Source organism: Pseudomonas sp. GW821-FHT01A09 (assembly GCF_058986725.1).
The window spans coordinates 41,121-65,834 of the sequence record NZ_JBYSWB010000008.1 but is presented as its reverse complement, the minus strand read 5'-3'; the positions used below and the strand labels follow the sequence as shown (position 1 = coordinate 65,834).

At 61.6% G+C, this 24,714-nt stretch carries 24 protein-coding genes; 11 read left to right on the top strand and 13 right to left on the bottom strand.

All coding sequences use genetic code 11. The features are described 5' to 3' along the window. Window positions 1-104: 104 nt before the first annotated feature. The gene (gene gcvT / locus AC3WJP_RS11595; RefSeq protein ID WP_493721538.1) at window positions 105-1,187 is read left to right on the top strand and encodes a glycine cleavage system aminomethyltransferase GcvT; all 1,083 of its coding nucleotides are present in this window, start codon (window positions 105-107) and stop codon (window positions 1,185-1,187) included. Window positions 1,188-1,230: 43 nt separating this feature from the next. Then, window positions 1,231-1,614, top strand: coding sequence for a glycine cleavage system protein GcvH (gcvH, locus tag AC3WJP_RS11590; protein WP_493721539.1), 384 nt, complete (start codon window positions 1,231-1,233; stop codon window positions 1,612-1,614). A 123-nt stretch (window positions 1,615-1,737) separates the two neighbouring features. Here the strand turns inward: gcvH and AC3WJP_RS11585 are convergent, their stop codons facing one another. From AC3WJP_RS11585 to AC3WJP_RS11565, 5 genes are all read right to left on the bottom strand, one after another. Further along, window positions 1,738-2,058, bottom strand: a complete 321-nt coding sequence (locus AC3WJP_RS11585; protein WP_493721540.1) for a DUF2388 domain-containing protein — start codon at window positions 2,056-2,058, stop codon at window positions 1,738-1,740. A gap of 73 nt (window positions 2,059-2,131) precedes the next feature. Beyond that, complete coding sequence (locus AC3WJP_RS11580; RefSeq protein ID WP_493721541.1) at window positions 2,132-2,578, bottom strand: NfeD family protein; 447 nt, start codon at window positions 2,576-2,578, stop codon at window positions 2,132-2,134. 9 nt (window positions 2,579-2,587) lie between these two features. Beyond that, complete coding sequence (locus AC3WJP_RS11575; protein WP_493721542.1) at window positions 2,588-3,508, bottom strand: SPFH domain-containing protein; 921 nt, start codon at window positions 3,506-3,508, stop codon at window positions 2,588-2,590. Window positions 3,509-3,620: 112 nt separating this feature from the next. Continuing rightward, window positions 3,621-5,426, bottom strand: coding sequence for a type IV pilus assembly ATPase TfpB (gene tfpB / locus AC3WJP_RS11570; protein ID WP_493735673.1), 1,806 nt, complete (start codon window positions 5,424-5,426; stop codon window positions 3,621-3,623). A gap of 76 nt (window positions 5,427-5,502) precedes the next feature. Beyond that, a complete protein-coding gene (locus tag AC3WJP_RS11565; protein WP_493721544.1) occupies window positions 5,503-5,853 on the bottom strand; it encodes an ACT-like domain-containing protein in 351 nt (116 codons plus the stop codon). Between the two features lie 127 nt (window positions 5,854-5,980). Between AC3WJP_RS11565 and AC3WJP_RS11560 the strand changes: the two genes are divergently transcribed. Beyond that, window positions 5,981-6,451: an Lrp/AsnC family transcriptional regulator gene (locus AC3WJP_RS11560; protein WP_493721545.1), complete on the top strand. Its 471-nt coding sequence runs from the start codon at window positions 5,981-5,983 to the stop codon at window positions 6,449-6,451. A 17-nt stretch (window positions 6,452-6,468) separates the two neighbouring features. Here the strand turns inward: AC3WJP_RS11560 and AC3WJP_RS11555 are convergent, their stop codons facing one another. Then, window positions 6,469-7,836 carry a CYTH domain-containing protein gene (locus AC3WJP_RS11555; protein ID WP_493721546.1) on the bottom strand — a complete coding sequence of 456 codons (1,368 nt, stop codon included), beginning with the start codon at window positions 7,834-7,836 and terminating at the stop codon, window positions 6,469-6,471. Between the two features lie 148 nt (window positions 7,837-7,984). Between AC3WJP_RS11555 and argE the strand changes: the two genes are divergently transcribed. Together argE and argA are read left to right on the top strand one after the other, a co-directional pair. Next, window positions 7,985-9,139: an acetylornithine deacetylase gene (argE, locus tag AC3WJP_RS11550; RefSeq protein WP_493721547.1), complete on the top strand. Its 1,155-nt coding sequence runs from the start codon at window positions 7,985-7,987 to the stop codon at window positions 9,137-9,139. Between the two features lie 164 nt (window positions 9,140-9,303). After that, window positions 9,304-10,602 (top strand): amino-acid N-acetyltransferase, encoded by a 1,299-nt coding sequence (gene argA, locus AC3WJP_RS11545; protein WP_493721548.1) that lies wholly within the window; start codon window positions 9,304-9,306, stop codon window positions 10,600-10,602. Between the two features lie 3 nt (window positions 10,603-10,605). On the opposite strand, the gene AC3WJP_RS11540 is transcribed toward argA, so the two are convergent. Together AC3WJP_RS11540 and ompR are read right to left on the bottom strand one after the other, a co-directional pair. Further along, window positions 10,606-11,919 (bottom strand): ATP-binding protein, encoded by a 1,314-nt coding sequence (locus AC3WJP_RS11540; protein ID WP_493721549.1) that lies wholly within the window; start codon window positions 11,917-11,919, stop codon window positions 10,606-10,608. 128 nt (window positions 11,920-12,047) lie between these two features. After that, window positions 12,048-12,791, bottom strand: a complete 744-nt coding sequence (ompR, locus tag AC3WJP_RS11535; RefSeq protein ID WP_493721550.1) for an osmolarity response regulator transcription factor OmpR — start codon at window positions 12,789-12,791, stop codon at window positions 12,048-12,050. A gap of 241 nt (window positions 12,792-13,032) precedes the next feature. On the opposite strand from ompR, the gene AC3WJP_RS11530 reads away from it, so the two are divergent. From AC3WJP_RS11530 to gshA, 3 genes are all read left to right on the top strand, one after another. Beyond that, complete coding sequence (locus tag AC3WJP_RS11530; protein WP_493721551.1) at window positions 13,033-15,354, top strand: Tex family protein; 2,322 nt, start codon at window positions 13,033-13,035, stop codon at window positions 15,352-15,354. Next, entirely contained in the window at window positions 15,354-15,737 is a 384-nt protein-coding gene (locus tag AC3WJP_RS11525) for a PaaI family thioesterase (protein ID WP_493721552.1), read from the top strand. The genes AC3WJP_RS11530 and AC3WJP_RS11525 overlap by 1 nt, the downstream gene beginning before the upstream one ends. Window positions 15,738-15,921: 184 nt before the next feature. After that, window positions 15,922-17,505: a glutamate--cysteine ligase gene (gene gshA, locus AC3WJP_RS11520; protein WP_493721553.1), complete on the top strand. Its 1,584-nt coding sequence runs from the start codon at window positions 15,922-15,924 to the stop codon at window positions 17,503-17,505. 93 nt (window positions 17,506-17,598) lie between these two features. Here gshA and rimK read toward each other — a convergent pair whose 3' ends face one another. Both rimK and rimB read right to left on the bottom strand, forming a co-directional pair. Next, window positions 17,599-18,504, bottom strand: a complete 906-nt coding sequence (rimK, locus tag AC3WJP_RS11515; RefSeq protein WP_493721554.1) for a 30S ribosomal protein S6--L-glutamate ligase — start codon at window positions 18,502-18,504, stop codon at window positions 17,599-17,601. Continuing rightward, the gene (gene rimB, locus AC3WJP_RS11510; RefSeq protein WP_493721555.1) at window positions 18,501-18,986 is read right to left on the bottom strand and encodes a retropepsin-like aspartic endopeptidase RimB; all 486 of its coding nucleotides are present in this window, start codon (window positions 18,984-18,986) and stop codon (window positions 18,501-18,503) included. Before rimB ends, rimK begins: the two co-directional genes overlap by 4 nt. A 192-nt stretch (window positions 18,987-19,178) precedes the next feature. Here rimB and AC3WJP_RS11505 point away from each other — a divergent pair, with 192 nt between their 5' ends. Beyond that, window positions 19,179-19,580, top strand: a complete 402-nt coding sequence (locus AC3WJP_RS11505) for an RNA-binding S4 domain-containing protein (protein ID WP_493721556.1) — start codon at window positions 19,179-19,181, stop codon at window positions 19,578-19,580. On the opposite strand, the gene AC3WJP_RS11500 is transcribed toward AC3WJP_RS11505, so the two are convergent. Further along, window positions 19,577-20,374 (bottom strand): phosphatase PAP2 family protein, encoded by a 798-nt coding sequence (locus AC3WJP_RS11500; protein WP_493721557.1) that lies wholly within the window; start codon window positions 20,372-20,374, stop codon window positions 19,577-19,579. The genes AC3WJP_RS11505 and AC3WJP_RS11500 overlap by 4 nt on opposite strands. A 100-nt stretch (window positions 20,375-20,474) precedes the next feature. On the opposite strand from AC3WJP_RS11500, the gene hslO reads away from it, so the two are divergent. Together hslO and AC3WJP_RS11490 are read left to right on the top strand one after the other, a co-directional pair. Continuing rightward, complete coding sequence (hslO, locus tag AC3WJP_RS11495; RefSeq protein ID WP_493721558.1) at window positions 20,475-21,377, top strand: Hsp33 family molecular chaperone HslO; 903 nt, start codon at window positions 20,475-20,477, stop codon at window positions 21,375-21,377. A gap of 178 nt (window positions 21,378-21,555) precedes the next feature. Further along, entirely contained in the window at window positions 21,556-23,100 is a 1,545-nt protein-coding gene (locus AC3WJP_RS11490; RefSeq protein ID WP_493721559.1) for a phosphoenolpyruvate carboxykinase, read from the top strand. Between the two features lie 42 nt (window positions 23,101-23,142). Here AC3WJP_RS11490 and AC3WJP_RS11485 read toward each other — a convergent pair whose 3' ends face one another. Together AC3WJP_RS11485 and AC3WJP_RS11480 are read right to left on the bottom strand one after the other, a co-directional pair. Beyond that, a complete protein-coding gene (locus tag AC3WJP_RS11485) occupies window positions 23,143-23,571 on the bottom strand; it encodes a hypothetical protein (RefSeq protein WP_493721560.1) in 429 nt (142 codons plus the stop codon). 84 nt (window positions 23,572-23,655) lie between these two features. Next, on the bottom strand, window positions 23,656-24,474 hold the full coding sequence (locus AC3WJP_RS11480) for a hypothetical protein (RefSeq protein ID WP_493721561.1): 819 nt from the start codon (window positions 24,472-24,474) through the stop codon (window positions 23,656-23,658). Between the last annotated feature and the right edge of the window lie 240 nt (window positions 24,475-24,714).

The window sequence follows — 24,714 nt, the reverse complement described above, 5'->3', positions numbered from 1 at the left end:
TTTCGGATAGCGGTTATCTCTTTGTTTCATATGGTTTTTGGCTCGGTCATTTCATTGAGCCTGAAACGAGAGCGCACTTTCGCCAAGCCCGGAAGGAGACACCCATGGGACAGCGTACACCACTGTTTGATCTGCACCTCGCGCTGGGTGCCAAGCTGGTGGATTTTGGCGGCTGGGATATGCCGCTGCATTATGGCTCCCAGGTCGAGGAGCATCATCAGGTTCGTCGCGACTGCGGCGTGTTCGACGTCTCGCACATGACCGTCATCGACATTACCGGGCCTCAAGCCAAGCCTTGGCTGCGACGCTTGCTGGCCAACGATGTCGAACGCCTGCGCAGCGTCGGCAGCGCGCTCTACAGTGCCATGCTTGAACCTGAGGGTGGCATTATCGACGACATGATCGTCTACCTGACCGATCAGGGCTATCGCCTGGTGGCCAACGCCGCCACTCGCGACAAGGACCTGGCCTGGATGCACGCGCAGGCCGTGGGGTACGACGTTCATGTGCGCGAATGCGCCGAGATGGCTATGCTCGCCATCCAAGGCCCAAAGGCCCGCCAGCGCCTGTCCGAGGTACTGGACCGGGGTCGGGCGCAGCTGGTGCAGTCACTCAAGCCGTTCGAAGGCCGGGCTGAAGGCGACTGGTACCTTGCTCGTACCGGTTATACCGGCGAAGACGGTGTCGAGATCATCCTGCCCGCCACCCAGGCGCCCGGTCTGTTCAACGACCTGGTCGGTGCCGGTATCCCTCCCATCGGTCTGGGCGCCCGTGATACCTTGCGCCTCGAAGCCGGCATGAATCTGTACGGGCAGGACATGGACGAGGTCAATTCGCCCTTGGCTTCCAATATGGCCTGGTCGGTATGCTGGGATTCAGCCGAGCGTGACTTTATCGGGCGGGCGGCCCTCGAAGCTGAACGTGGTACCGGTATCCAGCGCAAGCTGGTCGGTCTGGTGCTTGAGGAGCGCGGTGTCTTGCGCGCCCATCAGGTGGTACGCATCAGCAAGATTGGCGAAGGGGAGATCACCAGTGGTAGTTTCTCTCCTACGCTTAGCAAGTCGATTGCGCTGGCGCGCGTACCGATGGCCACCGCTGACCGCGCTGAAGTCGAAATTCGCGGCAAATGGTACCCCGTGCGTGTCGTAAAGCCGACGTTCGTACGTCACGGCAAAACCCTGATCTGATATTTTCTGGCGGCCTACCGCTGACCTTGTTGAGGACAACACTATGAGCGATATCCCAGCCGAACTGCGATTTGCCGAAAGCCACGAGTGGGCACGTCTGGAGGCCGATGGTACGGTCACCGTCGGTATTTCCGACCATGCCCAGGAAGCCTTGGGGGATGTGGTATTCGTCGAACTGACCGAAATCGGCAAGACTTTCGCCGCTGCCGATCAGGCAGGTGTGGTGGAGTCGGTAAAAGCCGCATCGGACATCTATGCGCCGGTCGCAGGCGAAGTCATCGAGATCAACGAAGAACTGGCGGGTTCGCCAGAGCTGCTGAACAGCGATCCTTACGGGGCGTGGATTTTCAAGCTCAAGCCGACCAATGCTGCGGATCTGGACAAGCTGTTCGATGCGGCGGGTTACAAGGCTGCTATCGGCGAGTAACGCCGTGATACCCATGTAGCGAGGGGGCTTGCCCCCGATCAGCGTTGACTCACACCCTTCAGGGGGTGCGTCAAGGCCAATCGGAGGCAAGCCCCCTCGCTGCGTATGATGTGTTGTTATGGATCAGTTGTTATCTACGATTGCATTCTTGGCCAGGATGGCGTTGGCCAGGTCCATGTCCGAAGCCTTCAGACCTGGGTTATCCGAGCGAACCTTGGCCATGGCAGCTTCCAGATACGGGCCACGGATGTTGCCGTCGCTGGCGACGAAGCTGCCAGCGTCATCCTGAGCGGCAATGATCATTTTATGATCCTTGAACGTCAGGTAGGTCGAGCCGGTCGTGGCGCCGGACGACAGCACCTGACGCAGGAATCCATCAGCCATGGCTGAACCGACGGGCAGGGAAAGCAGGGCGAGCGTGACAGCGGCGATCTTGAGACGCATGACGGAATACTCCAGTTTTATTATTCCTGAGGGTTGGATAGGGGCATCAGGGATCTAGTTCCCCGAAGCCCGTTCATTCAGGGACTACCAGCAACACGGTGCCATCCAGGCCGGTCACCTTTACGCGTGATCCGGCCAGGGTGTCCGGCCCCCGAGCCAGCCATACGCCGTCACCGACCTTGACCTTGCCGCGGCCATCGACAATGGCGTCCGTGACCAGCAAGGTCCGACCGATGAGCTCCTGGCCGCGCATGTTCAGCCCCGGTTGGTCACTGGGCCGTGCCACGCTGCGTTGCCGACGCCACCAATAGAACGAGGTCAACAACGAGAGCGCTGCGAACAGCAGCACTTGCACGGCCCAGCCCAGTACAGGCATCACGAAGGTAATGACGCCAACTGCCGCCGCGGCGATACCCAGCCATAACAGGTAGCCTCCGGCGCCGAATACTTCGAGGATCAGCAGCACCGTACCCAGTGCCAGCCAGTCCCAGAACGACAGATGTTGCACGAAGTCCAGCATCGTCAGGCCTCAGACTTTCTTGTTGTCGAAGGTAGCCTTGATGATTTCACCGATGCCGCCCACGGAGCCGATGATCGAGCTGGCCTCGAGCGGCATGAGAATGACCTTGCTGTTGTTGGCCGAAGCCAGCTTGCCCAGTGCATCGACGTATTTTTGGGCAACGAAATAATTGATGGCCTGCACGTTACCGCTGGCGATCGCTTCGGACACTACCTGTGTCGCCCGAGCTTCCGCCTCGGCCTGGCGCTCCCGGGCTTCGGACTCGAGGAAGGCTGCCTGACGCTCACCCTCGGCTTCGAGAATCTGCGCCTGTTTCTTGCCCTCGGCGGTCAGGATGGCAGCGGCGCGCATACCTTCGGCCTCCAGAATTTGGGCGCGCTTGACCCGTTCGGCCTTCATCTGGCCACTCATGGCGGCCATGAGGTCGGCAGGCGGGCTGATGTCCTTGATCTCGATACGGGTGATCTTGATGCCCCAGGGCGCCGTCGCTTCATCCACGGTGCGCAGCAGTTTCTCGTTGATGCCGTCACGCTGGCTGAGCATGGCATCCAGCTCCATCGAACCGAGCACGGTCCGGATATTGGTTTGCAGCAAGTTGCGGATGGCATGCTCGAGATTGTTGACCTCATAGGCGGCCTGGGCGGTGTTGACCACCTGAAAGAAGCACACGGCGTCGATCTGTACCGTGGCGTTGTCGGCGGTGATCACCTCTTGCGGTGGAATGTCCAGCACGCTTTCCATGACGTTGATCTTGCGACCGATGCGGTCCATCACCGGTACGATGATGTTGAGGCCGGGCTTGAGGGTGGTGGTGTAGCGGCCGAAGCGTTCGACCGTCCATTGAAAGCCCTGCGGCACGACCTTGAAGCCCATGAAGATGATGGCTACTACCAGGCCGACGAAGAGCAGCAGAACGCTACCGATTTGCATGACGAATCCCTGTTCAAAAGTGCTGAGACAACGATTGTGATCCCTGTCGGGGCGGTGATCTAGCGGTAGTTTGTGTCAGCACGTGATTGCGCCCGGTGTCAGACGCGCCTGGCTACTTTACGCCGCTGTGGGGCGTCACCCGCAGGACTTCTTCGATTGTGGTCTGGCCGGCTGCGACCTTCTGCGCGCCTGACAGCCGCAGGCTGCGCATGCCCTCGAGATAGGCCTGACGCTTGAGGGCGGCGAGGTCGGTATCGGCCTGGATATGGGCCTTGAGGCTGTCGGTCAGGAGCATGATTTCATACACCCCCGCGCGGCCGCGATAGCCGGTCTCGCGGCATTCCGCACATCCCGTCGCCTGGTGTACGCCGCCAGGCAGCGGCGCTTGCCACGGGCGGGTCAGTTCCTGCCAATCGCTGGCCGCGAGCGTATGAGGCACCTTGCAGTGGCTGCACAAGGTACGCACCAGCCGCTGGGCCATCACCCCCAGCACCGTGGCCTTGATCAGATAATGGGCGATGCCCAGTTCCAGCAGCCGGCTGATGGCGCTGGGCGCATCGTTGGTGTGCAAGGTCGAGAGCACCAGGTGCCCGGTCAGCGCCGCCTGAATGGCCATTTCGGCGGTCTCCAGATCACGGATCTCGCCGACCATGATGATGTCCGGGTCCTGGCGCATGAGCGCTCGCACACCGCTGGCGAAGGTGAGGTCGATGTTGGCCTGGACCTGCATCTGATTGAAGGCCGGCTCGACCATTTCGATCGGGTCTTCGATGGTGCACAGGTTGACCTCGGGGGTGGCCAGCTTCTTTAGCGTGGTGTACAGCGTGCTGGTCTTGCCCGAGCCGGTCGGACCGGTCACCAGAATGATGCCGTTGGCCTGCCCGGTCATGCCTTGCCAGCGGCGTAGATCTTCGCTGCCAAGCCCCAGCGCGTCATAGTCCTTGAGCAGCACCTCGGGATCGAAGATGCGCAGGACCATTTTTTCACCGAAGGCGGTTGGCAGGGTCGCCAGGCGCAGTTCCACGTCGCCGCCGCCTGGGGATTGGGTCTTGACCCTGCCGTCCTGCGGTTTGCGTTTTTCCGCGACGTTCATGCGGCCGAGGCTTTTCAAGCGGCTGACGATGGCCATGATCACCTGGGGCGGGAACTGGTAGACATTGTGCAGCATGCCGTCGATACGAAAGCGCACGCTGCCGTGCTCGCGGCGGGGTTCGATATGGATATCGCTGGCGCGTTGTTCGAAGGCGTAGTGGAACAGCCAGTCGACGATATCGATGATGTGCGAATCGTTGGCATCGGGTTCGCGATCATGGGCGCCGAGCTTGAGCAGTTGTTCGAAACTGCCCGGCGCTCTGCTGATTTGATCGAGGTGGCTGGCACCATTGACCGATTTAGCCAGGCGGTAGAACTCATGGGTGTAGCGATGGATGTCGAGCGGATTGGCCAACACCCGGCGGATGCGCTTTTGCAGAATATGGCCAAGGTCGTTGAGCCAGGAGGTGACATAGGGCTGCGCGGTCGCCACGGTAATGTCCCCGGCACCAGCCTCCACAGCAAGTATGCCGTGGCGCTGGGCGAAAGCGTGGGACATCACCGGCGTGATTGCGGCGACGTCGATCTTCAGCGGATCGATACGCAGATAAGGCAGCCCGGCCTGCTGTGCCAGCCAGATGGTCAGTGGCTCCAACCCCAGGCACTCGCCCGGCTGGCTGCGATCGGCAACCTGTTGAGCGGCGAGAAACTCCAGTGGATGGCGGTCACGGTTATGGCCGGACTGATACACCTTGAGCAACGGTTCGCGAGTGTCGGCAAGGATGAAGCCCTGGGCGATCAGTCCGTCGAGCAGGTCTTCAAGGCCCAGCGGGCGATCGGTGGTGGTCTGGCTCACTGCGCCCTCCCAGGCTGCGCCGTGGAGCATCCTGCGCCACGTGTGGGGAGGCAGAAGAACAAAAACCGGGTGCCACCATCAATCGCGGCAATCGTTGCCGCTGATGTCAGGCCTGTGCCGCGTTATGACTGGCGCCGCCGACGGCCTTCAACGCCTCGGCCGGTTCGAGGTCAACAGAACACACTTCGACAAGATTGCGCATTTTTTGCGCTATCACTTCAGCCCGATGCCAGGTCACGTCGTGCAGCTCCAGCTCGATGTGCAGCAGGTCGTCATCGCGGACCATTTCGATGCGTTGGGCGATGAGGTACTGCATGGCAAACAGGTTGAGCAAGCGGCACGGGACGTCTGCCTGGGCTTCGGCCACCAGGCGAAAACGCACTGCGGTGGTCGGATTGCCCGCAGCCCAGACGTCGGGGCGAGGGCAGGGATCGTTCATGGCGTGCAAAGTGGTCATCTGGCCGGCTCCTGATTCAATGGAGGCCATTGTTCCATGAGTAACAGGATATTTCTTGGCGATTATTCCGCGCATTTACGCTATTTTGAATTGATCATGCGCAGTTAAAGTATATTGAGATAATTTTATGCAAAGCGAGCTGGATAGTTACGATCGCAAGATTCTGGCCCTGCTGCAGGAGGACGCCTCGCTGTCGAGTGCGCAGATTGCCGAACAGGTCGGTCTGTCCCAGTCGCCCTGCTGGCGGCGCATTCAGCGGATGAAGGAGGAAGGGGTAATTCGTGCCCAGGTGACTTTGCTCGATCGCAAGAAAATCGGCCTCAACACGCAGATCTTTGCCGAGGTGAAGCTCAATGCCCACGGGCGCTCCAATTTCACCGAGTTCACGGAGGCGATTCGCGGTTTTCCCGAGGTGCTGGAGTGTTATGTACTGATGGGGGCGGTGGACTTCTTGCTGCGGATCGTGACCCCCGACATTGAAGCCTACGAGCGCTTCTTCTTCGAGAAGCTGTCGATGGTGCCGGGGATCCAGGAGGTCAACTCGACGGTGGCCTTGTCGGAGATCAAGTCCACCACGAGTTTGCCGGTGCTGCGCTGACAGCCAGTACCTTCATCCTACTTGCGAACTAGCTGCTTCCAGGCGCGGGTCTGGGACACGGCCAGCGCCTGGTGGACGCGGGCGTCGAGGACTTCGTCGTTGATCTGCTGAGTGGCCAGCGCCTGCAACTTGTTCAGGTCGCCGTACAGGCGATCCAGCTCCGGCACTTCCAGCACGCCACGGGCATGGTGCATCCAGGCTTGAATACGCTCGATACGCGGCAGCTGTTCGGCCAGGTCTTCGGGCTGCTGCTGATAGCGCTGCAATTGCAAGGCTGCACCTTCTTCGGCAATGAAATGCGCCAGCCAGCTGGCCAGTGGTGCGGCACCCTGGCGATTGCCACGGTTGTTGCGCTCTACGGTCCAGGTGCGTGCCAGCAGCCAGCGCGAGGTGTTCAGCGAGAACAGGCCCCAGCGTGGGTCTTGCAGTTCTTCAGCGAACTGCTCGGGCGCGGCGCGGCGCACGTCTTCGTCTTCCTGGCCGGCTTCGACCAGCGGGCGCCAGTCTTCGAGCAGCAGGTCGAGGGCGCTGCGCAGTTCGCTGGAGGTGGCACGGGGTGCGGCCTGGCCGAGGCTGCCGAGCAAGGCGCGCAATTCGATCAGTTGCGTGACCCAATCCTGCAGCAGCCGCCAATGGCCGTTGAAACGGTATTGCTCGGCCAGTCGCTGGCTGCTCGCCAACAGGTGCCAGGCCAACGCTGTGAAGGCATCGTCCAGCGACGTCTCGGCGGTCAGCTGCGGTGCCGGCAGGCTCAAGGCATAGCTGTTGGCGTCGAACAGGCGGTAGCCGCGCTCGGCCTTGCTGATGTCGCAAGGCATCAACGGCAGGGTCGCGGCCAGCTCGGCGGCCAATTCCAGAAGAGCTGCGGGCTCGCCCTCGCGTAGCTCGAGTTCCAGCTCGCAGATTTCTTCCGACTGCTTGCCGACGATGACCTTGCCCAGATCCAGCGCAGCCTCGATCACGACTTTGCTCTTGCCGCGGCCCCAGGCGATTTCGGCGCGTTCGCGGACGAAATCGGTGGTGAACACCGGCTTGATGGTTTTTTTGTCCAGCTCGGCAAGCTGGGCGGGCCAGCATTCGTCATCGAGCTTTTTCAGATCGAGTTTGGCCTTGGCCAGCTTCCAGTCGTATTCGTTGCGCTCCGACAGCCCGGCGACGCTCTGGCCGCGGGTCTTGAGGGTCTGGATGAACTCGTCGCCATCACGGCGCAGGCGCAGGGCAACCTTGGCGCCGGCCAGATCGCGCTCGGGCGTATCGAAGTACTGATTGAACAGTTCGCGGCGTTCCCAGCCACTTTTGTTGCGCTTTTTCAGCAGCGGGTGGTCACGCAGAGCGATGAGCGTTTCGCGGCTGACGCGCAGTTTGATTTCGGTTTCTTTTTGCATGGCGGGAAAATCCAGGCGCTGGCGTAATGCCGCGCAGACGCTAAATAAGGGGGCTGCTATGGCCGAGCAGTGTACAGGACTGTTGCGCTGACGGTTTATTCTCGACGCCACATGGCTCTATGATGGGCTTCGCCCCGGGAGAATGCGCATGCCTTTGCCGTCCATGAAAGACCAGTTCGCCGCCTTGATCGCAGTGCCATCGGTAAGTTGCACGCAGCCGAGCCTCGATCTGTCCAACCGCCCGGTGATCGATCTGCTGGCCGGTTGGCTGGCAGATCTGGGCTTTGCCTGCGATATCCAGCAGGTCGCGCCTGGCAAGTTCAACCTGCTGGCCAGCTACGGCAGTGGCCCCGGCGGCCTGGTGCTGGCCGGCCATAGCGATACCGTGCCCTTCGACGAAAACCTGTGGCAGACCGATCCTCTCAAGCTCACCGAGGTGGACGGGCGCTGGGTCGGCCTGGGCAGCTGCGACATGAAGGGTTTTTTCGCGCTGGCCATCGAGGCGGTCAGGCCACTGCTCGACAAACCGTTCAAGCAGCCGCTGCTGATTCTCGCCACCTGCGATGAAGAGAGTTCGATGTCCGGTGCGCGCGCGCTGGCCGAAGCCGGGCGGCCGCTGGGGCGTGCGGCGGTGATCGGCGAGCCGACCGGGCTCAAGCCGATTCGCCTGCACAAGGGCGTGATGATGGAGCGCATCGACATTCTCGGTCAGAGTGGACACTCGTCTGATCCGAGCCTGGGGCACAGCGCATTGGAGGCGATGCACGAGGCCATCTCCGAGCTCAAGGGCCTGCGCCAGCAATGGCAGCGAGAGTATCGCAATCCACAATTCAGCGTGCCGCAGCCGACGCTCAACTTCGGTTGCATCCATGGCGGCGATAACCCCAATCGCATCTGTGGCCAATGTTCGCTGGAGTTCGATCTGCGCCCGTTGCCGGGCATGGACCCGCAGGTGCTGCGCGCGGCGATTCGCCAGAAGCTGTTGCCGGTGGCCGAGCAGCATCAGGTCAAGATCGACTACAACCCCTTGTTTCCGGAAGTCCCTCCGTTCGAACAGGTGGCCGACGCCGAGCTGGTGCGGGTGGCCGAACGCCTGACCGGGCATACCGCGGCGGCGGTGGCTTTTGGCACCGAGGCGCCGTATTTTCAGCGCCTGGGCTGCGAAACGCTGGTATTGGGCCCTGGTGATATTGCCTGCGCGCATCAGCCGGGCGAATATCTGGAAATGTCACGTTTGCAGCCGACCGTGCGTCTATTGCAACAATTGGTAGAACATTATTGTCTGACCCCGGTCTCTGAGTAGAGATCGAGCGATCCGCCATTCAAGAGACTGCCCTTAAAGTGATAGCCCCGTTGACCGTATCTGAAAGGAGCCCGCGCGTGTTGCCAAGCCTGTTTCGACGATAACCCACAACACCCAAGTTGCGTTTTCACGTTTCGTCCAATTCTTTACAGGCTTATTTCAGCATGCCCGAGTACGTTAACTGGCTTCGTCACGCCTCGCCCTATATCAATGCCCACCGGGACTGCACCTTTGTGGTGATGCTGCCGGGGGATGGGGTCGACCATCCGAATTTCGGCAATATCGTCCACGACCTGGTGTTGCTGCACAGCCTGGGGGTACGCCTGGTGCTGGTGCACGGCTCGCGCCCGCAGATCGAAGAGCGTCTGGCCGCACGGGGTATCACCCCGCATTATCACCATGGGCTACGCATCACCGACGCGGCCACGCTGGACTGCGTCATCGATGCGGTAGGGTACTTGCGCATTGCCATCGAGGCGCGCTTGTCGATGGACATGGCCTCGTCGCCGATGCAGGGTTCGCGCTTGCGTGTGGCGGGCGGTAATCTGGTCACCGCGCGGCCGATCGGCGTGGTCGAAGGGGTGGATTATCATCACACCGGTCTGGTACGTCGGGTCGATCGCAAGGGTATCAACAAGCTGCTCGATGAGCGCTCTATCGTGTTGCTGTCGCCCTTGGGCTACTCACCCACCGGCGAGATCTTCAACATTGCCTGCGAGGATGTGGCGACGCGGGCGGCTATCGATCTGGGGGCCGACAAGCTGCTGCTGTTCGGCGCCGAGCCTGGCCTGCTCGACGAGCACGGCAAGCTGGTGCGCGAACTGGGCCCGCAGCAGGTGCCGGCGCATCTGTTGCGCCTGGGCAGCGATTATCAAGGCGAGTTGCTAGATGCCGCCGCCGAGGCCTGCAAGGGCGGCGTGGCTCGCAGCCATATCGTCAGCTATGCCGAAGACGGCGCGTTGCTGACCGAGCTGTTCACCCGCGACGGCGGCGGCACGTTGGTGGCGCAGGAGCAGTTCGAAAAAGTCCGTGAAGCCAATATCGAAGACGTCGGCGGATTGATCGAACTGATCAGCCCGCTGGAAGAGCAGGGCATTCTGGTGCGTCGTTCCCGTGAAGTGCTGGAGCGGGAAATCACCCAATTCAGCGTGGTGGAACGCGAGGGGATGATCATCGCCTGCGCGGCGCTGTATCCGATTGCCGACTCCCAGGCCGGGGAGCTCGCTTGCCTGGCGGTCAATCCGGAATACCGCCACGGTGGCCGCGGCGATGAGCTGCTGGAGCGTATCGAGGAGCGGGCCAAGGCGCTGGGCATCAATACCCTGTTCGTGCTGACCACCCGCACCGCGCACTGGTTTCGCGAGCGTGGTTTTATCCCCAGTGGCGTCGAGCGTCTGCCCGCGGCGCGGGCATCGCTCTACAACTACCAGCGCAATTCGAAGATTTTCGAAAAGGCGCTGTAGCCGTCACACCGCATCGCGCGGCAGCATCAGGTTCAGGGGCAGCACTACCCGAGCTTCAAGGCCGCCGCCCGAGCGGTTGCGCAGCTCCACGTTGCCGCCATGCATCAGCACGATACGCTTGACGATGGCCAGGCCCAGGCCGGTGCCTTTGCCGCTGCGGGCCAGATCGCCGCGGGTGAAGGGGTTGAAGATACCTTCGAGTTCCGCCAGGTCGATGCCGTTGCCGCGATCAAGCACGCTGAGCACGACGTAGGGCGCGCTGGAGTCCTCGGCGACATAGGCCGCTACTTCGACGCCACTGCCCGCATGATAAAGCGCATTGCCGATGAGGTTGTTCAGCAGGCGCTTGATCGATATGCGCCGCAAGGGGAAGGGCGGGATCGGCTCCAGGCACAATCGCACCCGCTCCTCGGGTTGGTTGAACGGGGCGACGGTGTGACGAATGAGGTCGCACAGGTCGACCTCTTCTATCGTTTCGTCGCGTCCATCGCGGATGAATGCCAGGAACTGGTCGAGAATGGCGTCCATGTCTTCGATGTCGCGGACCATGTCATCGCTCAGGTCGCTGTCGCCGCTCATCAATTCAAGTGACAGCCGCAGGCGCGTCAGGGGGGTGCGCAGGTCGTGGGAAACGCCGGCCAGCATCAGTTCGCGCTCGCGGGCGGCCTGTTCGACATCCTCGGCCATCTGGTTGAACGAGCGGTACACTTCGGCCATCTCGCTGGGCGTATCGCTGATCGGCAGCCGTACGCTGCGGCCCTGGCCCAGTTGCCTGGCAGCGAACACCAGGCGCTTGAGCGGTTGATTGAGCTGACGCACGAAGATCCACGCCGAGGCCGTCGATAGCAGTCCGATGGCCAGGAACCAGCCCAGCACGCTCCAGATTTTCTGCCCGCGCAGGGGATGCGGATACAAGGGGACCTTCAACCAGCCTGGGCCCAGGCTCGGGGCTTGTACCCACAGAGCGGGCGGGGCGTGCACGCGCAGGCGCACTTCGGTATCGCTGCCTAGCTCGGCCTGCATCTGGCGCTGGTAGATTTCGCTGTATGGCCAGTGTTGCTCGCCTTCGGGCACCCCGCCGCCCACGACTCGGATCAAACCCGCTGCCTCGGCGATCTGATCGCGGTTGGACTCGTCGGCAGCCCAGTACGCGCGTAGGGTCAAGGCCACACCGTGACTGTACTGACGGTCGACCAGCACATCCTCGTTCATTAGCAGGTACACGAGCGTCAGTGCCTTGGAGAACAGCACGACGATCAGCACCAGCCAGAGCGTGCGCGAGAAAAAACTCTGGGGGAACCACAATGGGGTTTTCATAGGCTTGAGCACATAACTTTGCAGGCGCGAGACGGGCTCGCAACAATGCGGACAGCGGGCCGCACACAACACAAAACCCCCGACTGGGGGTTGGGGTTGCGATACGGCCCGCTTCTACAGGTCAGGCGTTACGCCTTGCTTTTGCCGCCGTCCGGTACGAAGACATAACCCACGCCCCAGACCGTCTGGATATAGCGCGGCTTGGAAGGGTCCGGTTCGATCATCCGGCGCAGGCGGGAAATCTGTACGTCGATGGAGCGCTCCAGCGCATCCCATTCACGACCGCGCGCCAGGTTCATCAGCTTGTCGCGGGTCAGGGGCTCCCGGGCGTGCATCACCAGGGCCTTGAGCACGGCGAACTCGCCGGTGGTCAGCATGTGCAATTCATCGCCGCGACGCAGTTCGCGAGTGGCCAGGGACAGTTCGTAATCGCCGAAGGTAACGGACTCGTCCTCACTACCCGGCGCACCCGGGACCGGGGCGGACTGGCGGCGCAGCACGGCCTTGACCCGTGCCATCAGCTCGTCGGGGTTGAACGGCTTGGCCAGGTAGTCGTCGGCACCCAGTTCCAGGCCCTTGATACGGCTCAGCTCATCGCCCTTGGCGGTCAGCATGATGATCGGAATCTGATTTTTGGCTGCGCGCAGGCGTCGGCACGCGGAAAGGCCGTCTTCGCCGGGCAGCATGAGGTCGAGGACGACCAGGTTGAAGACTTCACGGGTCAGCAAGCGGTCCATCTGCTCGGCATTGGGCACGGCGCGCGCACGGTAGCCCTTGCTGGTGAAAAAACGCTCCAGAAGGCTGCTGAGGCCTGGATCGTCATCGACGATGAGGATTTTGTCGCCTTCGACAGGGACGGCAGTGCTGCTCATGAATAGCTCCTATGATCTCGACGGCCATTATGGCTTAGCTGCAAGCCGGTGTGCCGAGTGCATTGTTAGCAGATTTTTCCTGAACCGCCATCCTGACACATCCTGCACGTAAACCGGCAATCCCCCCAAGGGCTTGCGGGTGGTTATAATGCCGGCCGCTAGCGTCAGGCCAAGAGGTCTGGCGAGGATGGTTCGCCCGCTCCACGCGGGGCTCTGCATTAACAATAGGTCAGGTGGTCTAATGGACAGTATCAACAGCCGCATTGCCGAGGAACTCGGCGTCCGCCCTCAACAGGTCGAAGCGGCCGTGGCGCTACTCGATGAAGGCTCTACAGTGCCCTTCATCGCCCGCTATCGCAAAGAAGTCACCGGCAGCCTCGATGACACCCAGTTGCGTCATCTCGAAGAGCGCCTGCGCTACCTGCGCGAACTTGACGAGCGGCGTGTCAGCATCCTCGCCAGCATCGAGGAGCAAGGCAAGCTGACCCCGGAGCTAGCCCGCGACATCAAGCTGGCCGACACCAAGACCCGCCTCGAAGACCTTTATCTGCCGTATAAGCAGAAGCGCCGCACCAAGGGCCAGATCGCCCTGGAAGCCGGCCTCGGCGAATTGGCCGACGGCCTGTTCAACGATCCACAGCGTGATCCCGAAGCCACCGCTGCCGGTTTCGTCAACGCTGAAAAAGGCGTTGCCGACACCAAGGCCGCGCTGGAAGGCGCCAAATACATCCTCATGGAGCGCTTCGCCGAAGACGCCCGCCTGCTCGACAAGCTGCGCGGCTTCCTCAAGCAGGAGTCGGTCCTCAGCGCCCGCGTGGTGGCTGGCAAGGAAGAGGAAGGCGCCAAGTTCCGCGATTACTTCGAGCACGACGAACCCCTCAAGAGCATGCCGTCACACCGCGCCCTGGCGATTTTCCGCGGCCGCAACGAAGGCATTCTCAGCTCCGCCCTCAAGGTCGGCGAAGAGTTGCCCGGCACCATGCATCCGTGCGAGGGCATGATCGGCGAGCATTTCGACATCAAGCAACAGAATCGCCCGGCCGACAAGTGGCTCGGTGAAGTGGTGCGCTGGACCTGGAAGGTCAAGCTTTACACCCACCTGGAAACGGACCTGCTGAGCGAGTTGCGCGACGGCGCCGAGACCGAGGCGATCAACGTTTTCGCTCACAACCTGCACGACCTGCTGCTGGCGGCGCCCGCCGGGCCGCGTGCCACCTTGGGCCTGGACCCGGGCTTGCGCACCGGCTGCAAGGTCGCGGTCGTGGATGCCACCGGCAAGTTGCTCGATCACGCTACCGTTTACCCTCACGTACCGCACAACAAGTGGGATCAGACCCTGGCAGTACTGGCCGCGCTGTGTGCCAAGCACTCCGTAGATCTGATCGCCATCGGCAACGGCACCGCCAGCCGCGAAACCGACAAGCTCGCCGCCGAACTGATCAAAAAATATCCAGCCATGGGCATGACCAAGGTGATGGTCTCCGAGGCGGGCGCATCGGTGTACTCGGCTTCGGAACTGGCGGCCAAGGAGTTTCCGGATCTGGACGTCTCGATCCGAGGCGCGGTGTCCATTGCTCGCCGCCTGCAGGACCCACTGGCGGAACTGGTGAAGATCGATCCCAAGTCCATCGGTGTCGGCCAGTACCAGCACGACGTGTCGCAACTCAAGCTGGCCCGTGGCCTGGATGCGGTGGTCGAAGACTGCGTGAACGCCGTGGGCGTCGACGTCAATACCGCTTCCGTGGCCCTGCTGGCGCGGATTTCCGGCCTCAACACCACGCTGGCGCAGAATATCGTCAGCCACCGTGATGCCAACGGCGCCTTCAAGACCCGTGCGGCACTGAAGAAAGTCAGCCGTCTGGGCGAAAAGACCTTCGAACAGGCTGCCGGCTTCCTGCGCGTCATGAACGGCGACAACCCGCTCGATGCTTCCGCCGTGCACCCTGAGGCCTATCCGCTGGTGCAGCGCATCGCCGCCGAAACCGATCGCGACATTCGCTCCCTGATCGGCGACAGCAGCTTCCTCAAGCGTCTGGACCCGAAAAAGTACACGGACGAGACCTTCGGCCTGCCGACCGTGACCGATATCCTCCAGGAGCTGGACAAGCCCGGGCGCGACCCGCGTCCCGAGTTCAAGACGGCGGCTTTTCAGGACGGCGTCGAGGACCTCAAGGATCTGCAACTGGGGATGATCCTCGAAGGTGTAGTGACCAACGTCACCAACTTCGGCGCATTTGTCGACATCGGCGTGCATCAGGACGGTCTGGTGCATATTTCGGCGCTGTCGGAAAAATTCGTCAAGGACCCTCGCGAAGCGGTCAAGGCCGGGGATGTGGTGAAGGTCAAGGTCATGGAAGTGGACATTCCGCGCAAACGTGTGGGATTGTCGATGCGCATGAGCGATACGCCCGGCGAGAAGATCGATGGCGCGCGCGGCAGCCGTCCGGGTTCGTCGCCGCGGCAGCAGAGCGCGCCGACGCGTGCCAAGGAGCCGGCTGCGGCCCCGGTCAACAACGCCATGGCATCGCTGTTCGCCAACGCCAAACAACTGAAGAAACGCTGATGGATCTGCCCGAAGAGTTTACCCAGAGCGCCTACAGTCAGCTGCTTGGCTGTCGGGTGCTGGAGCTGGGAGAGGGCGTCGCGCAGGTGGCGATGACCCTGGAGCCTGAGCTGCGCAATCGCCTGGGCAAGCTCCACGGCGGCGCGATGTTCAGTCTGGTGGACGTCGCCATGGGCCTCGCGTGTTCGACCTCCCACGGTTTCGACAAGCAGAGCGTGACCCTGGAGTGCAAGATCAACTACATTCGCGCCGTCGCGGATGGCGAGGTGGTGTGCACGGCCAAGGTCATCCATGGCGGGCGCCGCACCCTTGTGGTCGACGCCGAAGTGCTTCAGGGCGACAAATTGATGGCAAAGGCGCAAGCAACCTTCGCCGCTCTCTAGCTCGTTTCGCGCATCTGGGGTAATTTCGACACTGCACTGACATTGTCGGAATTACACCCAGGAGCCGCTAGTCATAACTGGCGACGAGATCGAAACCAGGCGACAACGCCGGTAACTTTCTTCACCCTTGTAGACCGTTATGTCCACCCCCATATTGGGGCGACTGACCGTGAAGGAATTCAACTTGAGCGACTTTCTCAAACGCCGCCTGGACCTGCTTGGGGCGCCTGCCAACCTTTCCCTGCTTCAGCAGTGCCTGCACGGTATCGAGCGTGAATGCCTGCGCGTGACGGCCGACGGCCGTCTGGCGCAGACGCCTCACCCTGAAGGTATGGGCGCGGCGCTGACCCACGAGCAGATCACCACGGATTATTCGGAGTCGCTGCTGGAGTTCATCACTCCGGCGTTGGCCGATCCAGCACAGACCTTGCAAAGTCTGGAAAAAATTCACCGCTTCGCCTACAGCAAGCTGGGCAACGAGCTGCTCTGGAGCCCATCGATGCCGTGCGCGTTGCCGGCCGAGCAGGACATCCCGATCGCGTACTACGGTACGTCGAACATCGGTCAGCTCAAGTACGTCTATCGTCAGGGCCTGGCCTTGCGCTATGGCCGGACCATGCAGTGCATCGCCGGTATTCACTACAACTTCTCGGTGCCCGAGGCGCTTTGGCCCTTGCTCAAGAACGCCGAGGGCGTCGAGGGCAGCGATCGCGACTACCAATCGGCGGCCTACATCGGCTTGATCCGCAACTTCCGCCGTTACAGCTGGCTGTTGATGTATCTGTTCGGCGCCTCGCCCGCCCTGGATGCAGGCTTTTTGCGTGGCCGTGCGCATCAACTCGAACAGCTGGATGCCGAGACGCTCTACTTGCCTTACGCCACCAGCCTGCGCATGAGCGATTTGGGTTATCAGAGCAACGCCCAGGCGGGCCTGACGCCGTGCTACAACGATCTGGCCAGCTACACCGACAGCCTGCGCCTGGCCGTGGCCACGCCGTACGCGCCCTACGTTGAAGTGGGCACGCACAAGGATGGCGAGTGGGTGCAGCTCAACACCAACATCCTGCAGATCGAAAACGAGTACTACTCCAATATCCGCCCCAAGCGCGTGACCTATACCGGCGAGCGGCCGATCCAGGCCTTGCAGGCGCGCGGCGTGCAGTACGTCGAAGTGCGTTGCCTGGACATCAACCCATTCCTGCCGACCGGGGTCGATCTGACCGAAGCCCGATTCCTCGATGCGTTCCTGCTGTTCTGCGCGCTGGAAGAGAGTCCGCAGATCGCCACCCTGGAATGTGGTAATTGCACCAACAATTTCCTGACCGTGGTCAAGGAAGGCCGTCGTCCGGGGCTTCAGTTGCAGCGTGATGGCGCGCCGATCGGGCTCAAGGAGTGGGCGGACGAGTTGCTGGAGCGCATCCAGCCGCTGGCTGAGCTGTTGGACCGCAGCCATGGCAGCGATGCTCATGGCAAGGCACTGGCCGCTCAGGCGGCCAAGGTGGCCGACCCGTCATTGACGCCATCGGCCCAGGTGCTGGCGAGCATGGCTGAGCACAAGGAAAGCTTCGCGCAGTTCTCCCTGCGCCAGAGCAACGCCCATGCCGATACATTGCGTGGCAATCCGTTGAGCATCGAAGAGCAGGCCGCGTTCGAAACCACGGCCCGCGAATCCATCGCCCGTCAGGCGGAGCTGGAGCAGACTGAAGTGGGGGATTTCGATCTGTTCGTGGGCGCTTATCAGGCGAGCATTCTGGCGATCAGTCAGTAATCCCGTAGCGAGGGGGCTTGCCCCCGAAAATCCACCGGCCACGCTGTTGTGCCTGACGGATCGCCATCGGGGGCAAGCCCCCCCGCTACAGCGTCAGCCCTTGCCCTTGGTCCGGGTCATCCCCGGCTCGGCGTTCTTTTCGATGTGCTCGATGATCATGCAGGCCACGTTCTTGCCGGTGGTGGTTTCGATCCCTTCCAGCCCAGGCGACGAATTGACCTCCATCACCAGCGGGCCATGATTGGAGCGCAGGATATCCACCCCGGCAACGCCAAGGCCCATGACCTTGGCTGCGCGAATGGCGGTCATGCGTTCTTCGGGGGTGATCTTGATCAGGCTGGCGGTGCCGCCGCGGTGCAGATTGGAGCGAAACTCCCCCGGCTTGGCCTGGCGCTTCATCGAGGCCAGCACCTTGTCGCCCACCACGAAGCAGCGGATATCGGCGCCACCGGCTTCCTTGATGTATTCCTGCACCATGATGTTCTGCTTCAACCCCATGAACGCCTCGATCACCGACTCGGCGGCCTTGGTGGTTTCGCACAGCACCACGCCGATGCCTTGGGTACCTTCGAGCACCTTGATTACCAGCGGTGCGCCGTTGACCATCTGGATCAGATCGGGAATGTCATCCGGCGAGTGGGCAAAGCCGGTGACCGGCAGGCCGATGCCGCGGCGCGACAGCAACTGCAGCGAACGCAGCTTGTCCCGCGAGCGGGCGATGGCCACCGACTCGTTGAGCGGATAGACGCCCATCATCTCGAACTGGCGCAGCACGGCGCAGCCATAGAAGGTCACCGAGGCGCCAATGCGCGGGATCACTGCGTCGAAGCCTTCCAGCGGCTTGCCACGGTAGTGGATCTGCGGTTTGTGGCTGGCGATGTTCATATAGGCGCGCAGGGTGTCGACCACCACCATCTCATGCCCGCGCTCGATTCCCGCTTCAACCAGACGACGAGTGGAATACAGACGCGGATTTCGCGAAAGCACAGCGATCTTCATGCAACACCATTGGCAGGGGTAGTAGTAGAAGCCGGAAAGGTCGGCTTGTCTTGAACGTAAGTCACGCCCGGGTTGACCACCAGTTGGCCTTGTACCAGGGCTTTGGAGCCGAGCAGCAAGCGGTAACGCATGGCCTTGCGACAGGCCAGGGTGAATTCGACCTCCCAGACCCGATCGCCCAGGGCCAGGGTGGTCTTGATGACATAGCGCGTCTGCGCATGGCCGTTGGAGCTCTTGATGGTTTTCATCGCCACCAGCGGCGCCTCGCAGCGACGGTGACGCAACTGCACCACGGTGCCCAGATGGGCATTGAAACGCACCCATGTTTCACCCTGACGCTCGAAGGTTTCGATCTCCGTCGCATGCAGGCTCGAGGTACTGGCGCCAGTATCGATCTTGGCGCGCAGGCCGGCCACGCCGAGGTCAGGCAGGGCCACCCACTCGCGCAGGCCGATCACACTCAGATGGTCAAATGTCTTCAAGGGGATCAACCGCAGAAAGTGTCAGGAACAGGTTGCTGCATAAATCAGAGCCCGAGGTAGTTGAGACCGATCGTGGACTGATCAATTCAACCCAGCATAGTCTGCTGGGCGCACTCTAAACGGAACGCCTGCCGCTTGCATCCGCCGTGTAGGGTAGTAGAGTTCCAGCATGTTTCAGAACGAGGTGAAGTCGTGGCGCAGAAGCAGGCCGAAGAAGAAAGAATCCGTCTGGACAAGTGGCTGTGGGCCGCTCGGTTCTACAAGACTCGCTCGCTGGCCAAGGCCGCGATCGAAAGTGGCAAGGTGCACTGCCGCGGCGAGCGCTGCAAGCCGGGCAAGGAGCCGCATGTCGGTGACGAGATTGCCGTGCGTACCGGCTTCGATGAGCGAACCGTGGTGGTCAAGGCGCTGTCCGATGTGCGGCGGGGTGCTCCTGAGGCGCAGTTGCTTTATGCTGAGACCGAGCAGAGTATTGCCAGACGCGAGCAAGCAGCGGCGATGCGCAAGGCGGGCAGTCTGGGCGTCGAAACCGATGGGCGGCCGAGCAAGAAGCAGCGTCGGCAACTCCATCAGTTGTTCGGCAGCCGCGACTAGCCGCTGACCACGCTCATGCGGCGCAGAATGGGGATGTGCTCGAGCAGCTTGAACACCGGATTGCTGAGTGCGCTCAGCAAGGCGGTAGCTTTGGCAAGATAGGGTGTGTAGAAGCCCCAGCCCAGCGCCAGCAATGCCATCAGCACGCCGCCGATGTAATCGTCCTGGCCCCAATGCGCGCCAGCCACCAGGCGTGGCAGGCTGAACAGCACCACCAGGCCCCAGATCACCAGCAATTGGCTGTTGCGGCGAGCGAACAGGCTCATGAACATGGCCCAGATCAACAGTACCGAGGCATGATCGCCGGGAAAGCTCTGGTTGGATTCGTCCTTGAGCTCGAGATGCCTGTCGATGTTCGGATAGAGATTTTCCAGGCGCACCGCATCTGGCACCACCAGCGACGGGCTGCTGTGCTGCCACCCCATGTGGTCGCAGACGCCGGAAAACAGCGCGCGAATGACTAGCAACGCGATCATGAGGGCGATAATGCCCAAGGCTGCCTGGCGTACCTGGCTACGTTCGAACACGTAGTCGCCGCGAATCAGCAGGGTCAGCAGGATCACCCCGACCACGATATCGAACGGCCGCATGCTGCCCACGGCCCAGATCGAACGCCAGACGGCGTTGGTCGCCAGGGGTTGATTGAGCATATGAAACAGCCCGACATCGAACGCGGTAAACAGCTCTTTACCTGCGGGCAACAGCCACAGGCCCAGCAGGACAAGCGCGGCGACGTTGCACGTCACCAGGGCTCTGATGTTCCATCTTGCTTGGAACAGAGCGGGTTTGTTCATAAAATACCTCGAATGGCAGAGCTCAAAGGCGCAAAGCGCGTGCTACGGGAATTGTTTTGCTGAATATACATTTTGTCATAATTATCAGATACCCAGACCTATGTCCGAATTGCTAGATACCGATTTCACCCAGCGTTTCATCTTCGACGACAGCGATGTTCGCGGTGAGCTGGTCTCTCTGGAGCGCAGTTATGCCGAGGTCCTGGCCAAGCACCCGTACCCGGAGCCGGTCGCGCAGCTGCTCGGCGAATTCATGGCAGCGGCGGCCTTGCTGGTCGGCACCCTGAAATTCGACGGCTTGCTGATCCTTCAGGCGCGCTCCAGCGGGCCAGTTCCGCTGTTGATGATCGAATGTTCCAGCGAACGCGAGATTCGCGGCCTGGCCCGCTATGACGCGGATCAGGTGGTCGCGGGCGCCGGCTTGCCGGAACTGATGCCGGAAGGCACACTGGCGATGACCATTGACCCTACCAATGGCCAGCGTTACCAGGGCATCGTCGAGTTGGGCGGTGCGGACTTGTCGGAATCCTTCACCAATTACTTCGCGCTGTCGGAGCAATTGGGCACGAAGTTCATCCTCAAGGCCGACACCCATCGTGCCCGGGGCCTGCTGTTGCAGCAGTTGCCCATCGACAAGATCAAGGATGATGAAGACCGCGCGGACAACTGGCAGCATCTGACCACCCTGGCGCAGACGCTGAAAACCGAGGAGCTGCTCGGCCTCGACAACCAGACCGTTCTGCATCGCCTCTATCACGAGGAAGAGCTGCGTCTGTTCGACATCCAGCCGCTGCAGTTTCGCTGCAGCTGCTCCCGGGAGCGATCGGCGCGTGCGTTGATCAGCCTGGGTGAGGAGGACGCACAGCAAGTGTTGATCGAGCACGGTGGCAACATCGAGATCGATTGCCAGTTCTGCAATGAGCGTTATCTGTTCGATTCTGCAGACGTCGCGCAACTGTTTCTGGACGGTAGTGTCGATTCACCGTCAGAGACTCGTCACTGAAAGGTTTTAGCACCGCTAACTGAAAGTCAGGAACGTCGGAATAGTGCCATCCAGACAGGAGGGGTCTACTTTTTCCGAATGTTTCTGGCATAATCCGGCCACTTTTTTCGCTGTAGTAGGTTTGTATTATTACTACAAAACGTTTGGAGCACTCGGCCACTGGCCGACGGGGACATTCATGACGCAAGCCAATAACGCCGTGTACACCGATCTGAGCACCGACGATCTGGTTAGAGAAGCTTTGACTCGCGGTGAAGGCGAGCTGTCCGATACGGGCGCGCTGGTCGTCAAGACCGGGCATCGCACTGGCCGTTCACCGGTAGACCGTTTCATCGTCGAAGAGCCGTCTTCCCAGAACGACATCGCCTGGGGCCCGATCAACCGCAAATTCCCGGCAGACAAGTTCGATGCCCTGTGGAATCGCGTAGAAGCCTATCTGGGCGAGCGCGAGCGGTTTGTTTCCCACGTTCATGTAGGCTCCGACGAAGGCCACTACCTCGCGGTCAAGATGACCACCGAGACGGCCTGGCACAACCTGTTCGGCCGCTGCCTGTTCATCAATCCGGAAACCTACAATCCGGGCGCCAAGCAGGAATGGCAGGTCATGAACGCCCCGTGGTTCGTCTGTGAACCCGAGCGTGATGGCACCAACTCCGACGGCACCGTGATCATCAACTTTGCGGCCAGGAAGGTCCTGATCGCGGGCATGCGCTACGCCGGCGAAATGAAAAAAGCCATGTTCTCGGTGCAGAACTTCCTGCTGCCGGCGGCCGACGTGCTGCCGATGCACTGCGCAGCCAACATGGGCGAAGAGGGCGACGTGACCCTGTTCTTCGGTCTGTCCGGCACTGGCAAGACCACCCTGTCTGCCGACGAAAGCCGTTACCTGATCGGTGACGACGAGCACGGCTGGGGCGAAGGCGTGGTGTTCAATATCGAAGGCGGTTGCTATGCCAAGTGTATCGACCTGTCCGAGAAGAACGAACCCGTCATCTGGAAAGCCATCCAGCACGGCGCCGTGCTCGAGAACGTGGTTCTGGACCCGGTCACCAAGCAAGCCGACTACGCTGACGACAGCCTGACCCAGAACAGCCGCGCCGCCTACCCGCGTGAGCTGATCGAAAAGCGTGCGCCGAAGAACCTCGGTGGCGAGCCCAATGCCGTGATCTTCCTGACCTGCGACCTGACCGGCGTACTGCCGCCAGTCTCGATCCTCAGCGAAGAACAAGCCGCCTACCACTTCCTGTCGGGTTACACCGCACTGGTCGGCTCCACTGAAATGGGGTCGGGCAGCGGCATCAAGTCGACCTTTTCGACCTGCTTCGGCGCGCCATTCTTCCCGCGTCCGGCGGGCGTCTATGCCGAGCTGCTGATCAAGCGTATCCGCGCCTTCGGCTCTAAGGTCTATCTGGTCAACACCGGTTGGACGGGCGGCGGTTACGGCGTCGGCAAGCGTTTCAACATCCCGACCACTCGCGGCGTGATCGCTGCCATCCAGAGCGGCGCGCTGATCGGTGCTGAAACCGAGCACCTGGCGACCGTCAACCTGGACGTGCCGAAATCGGTACCGGGCGTTGAAACCGGCCTGCTCAACCCACGTAACACTTGGGCTGACAAGGCTGCTTACGACGAGTCGGCCAAGGCGCTGGCGGGTCTGTTCATCGAGAACTTCAAGAAGTTCGAAGTGAGCGACGCTATCCGTGCCGCTGGTCCACAGCTGTAACAACAGTCGTGAACCGAAAAGCCGCCCTTCGGGGCGGCTTTTTTATTTGCGCTCTTTTTCCTTGCCCAGGTACACCGGGGCGACGTTCACGTTCGCCGGCAGTGCGACGCTGGTCGAAGGCGCCACGGGCTGAGCGTGGGTCGCCTGCCCGGTGTGGGGCGTGGCGCCACGGCTCGGGGTCGGTTGCTCGGCAGCCGGCGCTGAAGCTGGGGAATCGGCGGGCTTGTCCGTCCTTGCCTGGGCGAGGCTGGCGGACGGATTGTTGAGATCGATGACCAGCAACTTGGCCAGATCGTAGCGCTGGCTCAGCGCATACAGACCGCCCGCGACGATCACCAGACCGATGAACACGTTGCGAAACAGCGTGGAGTCGGTGGTGGCTTTTTTGCGCGTGCGCCGCACGACGGTGTCATCCACGTCGACACTCAGGGAATCGGATTTAAGGCGGGGCTGCTGGCGCTCGGCTTTCATGGCACTCGTTCGACGGTTGGGCACAGGCGTCGAGTTTAACATTTCTGCTCTGTCACCAACGGTTTCCTGCGCCGGGCGGCAAGCTTAATCCGCTGCGGTGAAGGTCTTGTTCGCCAGGCAGTAGCGCTGCTGGGCGGCGAGGGTCTGCGTGTCGTTTTCGTGGTCGGCGCGCTTGCTCCATTCCTGACAGGACTCCTTGAAGTACACCTCGGCGGCGCGACGGCATTCGCGGTGTTCGATGGCACCGCTCGGGAAGTTGCCGCAGACGGAGCCGTTGTCGATCTCGTTATCGACGATCTTCCATTGCGCCCGGTAGCGATTGCGGCCTTTCCACTCGGGAATCTCGACGGTCGCAATCTGGTAAGGCTTGCCGGGGCGGCTCACCGGTCGGGCCTGATCGGCTTTGTACTGGGCCATATAACGGGCCGACACCATGCCTTGTGTCGCGCTCGGTGGCGAATCCGGCTTGGGGACGGCGCCAAAGCGGCACTTGGCAACTTCTTCGTCGATGGCCGTGCCGTTCTTCAGGCAGCCATCCAAGGGCTGTGGCTTGACTGGCGCGGCTCCGGCCTGCACACGCGGGGTGGTTACCACTGGGGTCAGGACGGCTGCGGCGACAGCTGGCGCGGGTGCCTCGTCGGCCTGCCCGTCGGGCATCGTCGCGGTTGGCGCTTGCACCTCGGCCGCCACCAGCGGGGCGGCCGGTGCATGGCCTTGCAGGCGCGCAGCGAGCAGACCACCGCACACGCCCAGCAGGACCAGCACGGTTATCCAGCCCGTCCTCGAACCGCGTGGCTTGGCGGCTGGACGTCTGCCGGGATGAGAACCGAGCACCACATCGAATTGCTGCGGGTCAAGGCGCTGAAAATGCGTGACGCCGTCATCATCTGAAGGTGGTTGCATCGAATCCATTCCTGACTCTGGTATTGGGCATAAAGCGGCATCCGGGCCATGCCATGTTGAAGTTGTTACAATTTGCCGCAGATTATACCGGGGCTCGAAACTTGGCCAGCGAACATTGTTCTGGCTGATCTTTGTCCTGGAAGCCTGACCTCCTGAAATGTTCAGGTTCAATCTTGCGCTGCAAATCCGCCACCGACCGCGCTAGGGTGCCCCCTCGATGCCGTCCAAGGAGTGACACGA

What these genes read in the sequence shown, in the direction of transcription:
- gcvT (WP_493721538.1), top strand. Translation starts at nt 105, where the DNA reads ATGGGACAGCGTACACCACTGTTTGATCTGCACCTCGCGCTGGGTGCC.
- gcvH (WP_493721539.1), top strand. Translation starts at nt 1,231, where the DNA reads ATGAGCGATATCCCAGCCGAACTGCGATTTGCCGAAAGCCACGAGTGG.
- AC3WJP_RS11585 (WP_493721540.1), bottom strand. Translation starts at nt 2,058, where the DNA reads ATGCGTCTCAAGATCGCCGCTGTCACGCTCGCCCTGCTTTCCCTGCCC.
- AC3WJP_RS11580 (WP_493721541.1), bottom strand. Translation starts at nt 2,578, where the DNA reads ATGCTGGACTTCGTGCAACATCTGTCGTTCTGGGACTGGCTGGCACTG.
- AC3WJP_RS11575 (WP_493721542.1), bottom strand. Translation starts at nt 3,508, where the DNA reads ATGCAAATCGGTAGCGTTCTGCTGCTCTTCGTCGGCCTGGTAGTAGCC.
- tfpB (WP_493735673.1), bottom strand. Translation starts at nt 5,426, where the DNA reads ATGCTCCACGGCGCAGCCTGGGAGGGCGCAGTGAGCCAGACCACCACC.
- AC3WJP_RS11565 (WP_493721544.1), bottom strand. Translation starts at nt 5,853, where the DNA reads ATGACCACTTTGCACGCCATGAACGATCCCTGCCCTCGCCCCGACGTC.
- AC3WJP_RS11560 (WP_493721545.1), top strand. Translation starts at nt 5,981, where the DNA reads ATGCAAAGCGAGCTGGATAGTTACGATCGCAAGATTCTGGCCCTGCTG.
- AC3WJP_RS11555 (WP_493721546.1), bottom strand. Translation starts at nt 7,836, where the DNA reads ATGCAAAAAGAAACCGAAATCAAACTGCGCGTCAGCCGCGAAACGCTC.
- argE (WP_493721547.1), top strand. Translation starts at nt 7,985, where the DNA reads ATGCCTTTGCCGTCCATGAAAGACCAGTTCGCCGCCTTGATCGCAGTG.
- argA (WP_493721548.1), top strand. Translation starts at nt 9,304, where the DNA reads ATGCCCGAGTACGTTAACTGGCTTCGTCACGCCTCGCCCTATATCAAT.
- AC3WJP_RS11540 (WP_493721549.1), bottom strand. Translation starts at nt 11,919, where the DNA reads ATGAAAACCCCATTGTGGTTCCCCCAGAGTTTTTTCTCGCGCACGCTC.
- ompR (WP_493721550.1), bottom strand. Translation starts at nt 12,791, where the DNA reads ATGAGCAGCACTGCCGTCCCTGTCGAAGGCGACAAAATCCTCATCGTC.
- AC3WJP_RS11530 (WP_493721551.1), top strand. Translation starts at nt 13,033, where the DNA reads ATGGACAGTATCAACAGCCGCATTGCCGAGGAACTCGGCGTCCGCCCT.
- AC3WJP_RS11525 (WP_493721552.1), top strand. Translation starts at nt 15,354, where the DNA reads ATGGATCTGCCCGAAGAGTTTACCCAGAGCGCCTACAGTCAGCTGCTT.
- rimK (WP_493721554.1), bottom strand. Translation starts at nt 18,504, where the DNA reads ATGAAGATCGCTGTGCTTTCGCGAAATCCGCGTCTGTATTCCACTCGT.
- AC3WJP_RS11500 (WP_493721557.1), bottom strand. Translation starts at nt 20,374, where the DNA reads ATGAACAAACCCGCTCTGTTCCAAGCAAGATGGAACATCAGAGCCCTG.
- hslO (WP_493721558.1), top strand. Translation starts at nt 20,475, where the DNA reads ATGTCCGAATTGCTAGATACCGATTTCACCCAGCGTTTCATCTTCGAC.
- AC3WJP_RS11490 (WP_493721559.1), top strand. Translation starts at nt 21,556, where the DNA reads ATGACGCAAGCCAATAACGCCGTGTACACCGATCTGAGCACCGACGAT.
- AC3WJP_RS11485 (WP_493721560.1), bottom strand. Translation starts at nt 23,571, where the DNA reads ATGAAAGCCGAGCGCCAGCAGCCCCGCCTTAAATCCGATTCCCTGAGT.
- AC3WJP_RS11480 (WP_493721561.1), bottom strand. Translation starts at nt 24,474, where the DNA reads ATGCAACCACCTTCAGATGATGACGGCGTCACGCATTTTCAGCGCCTT.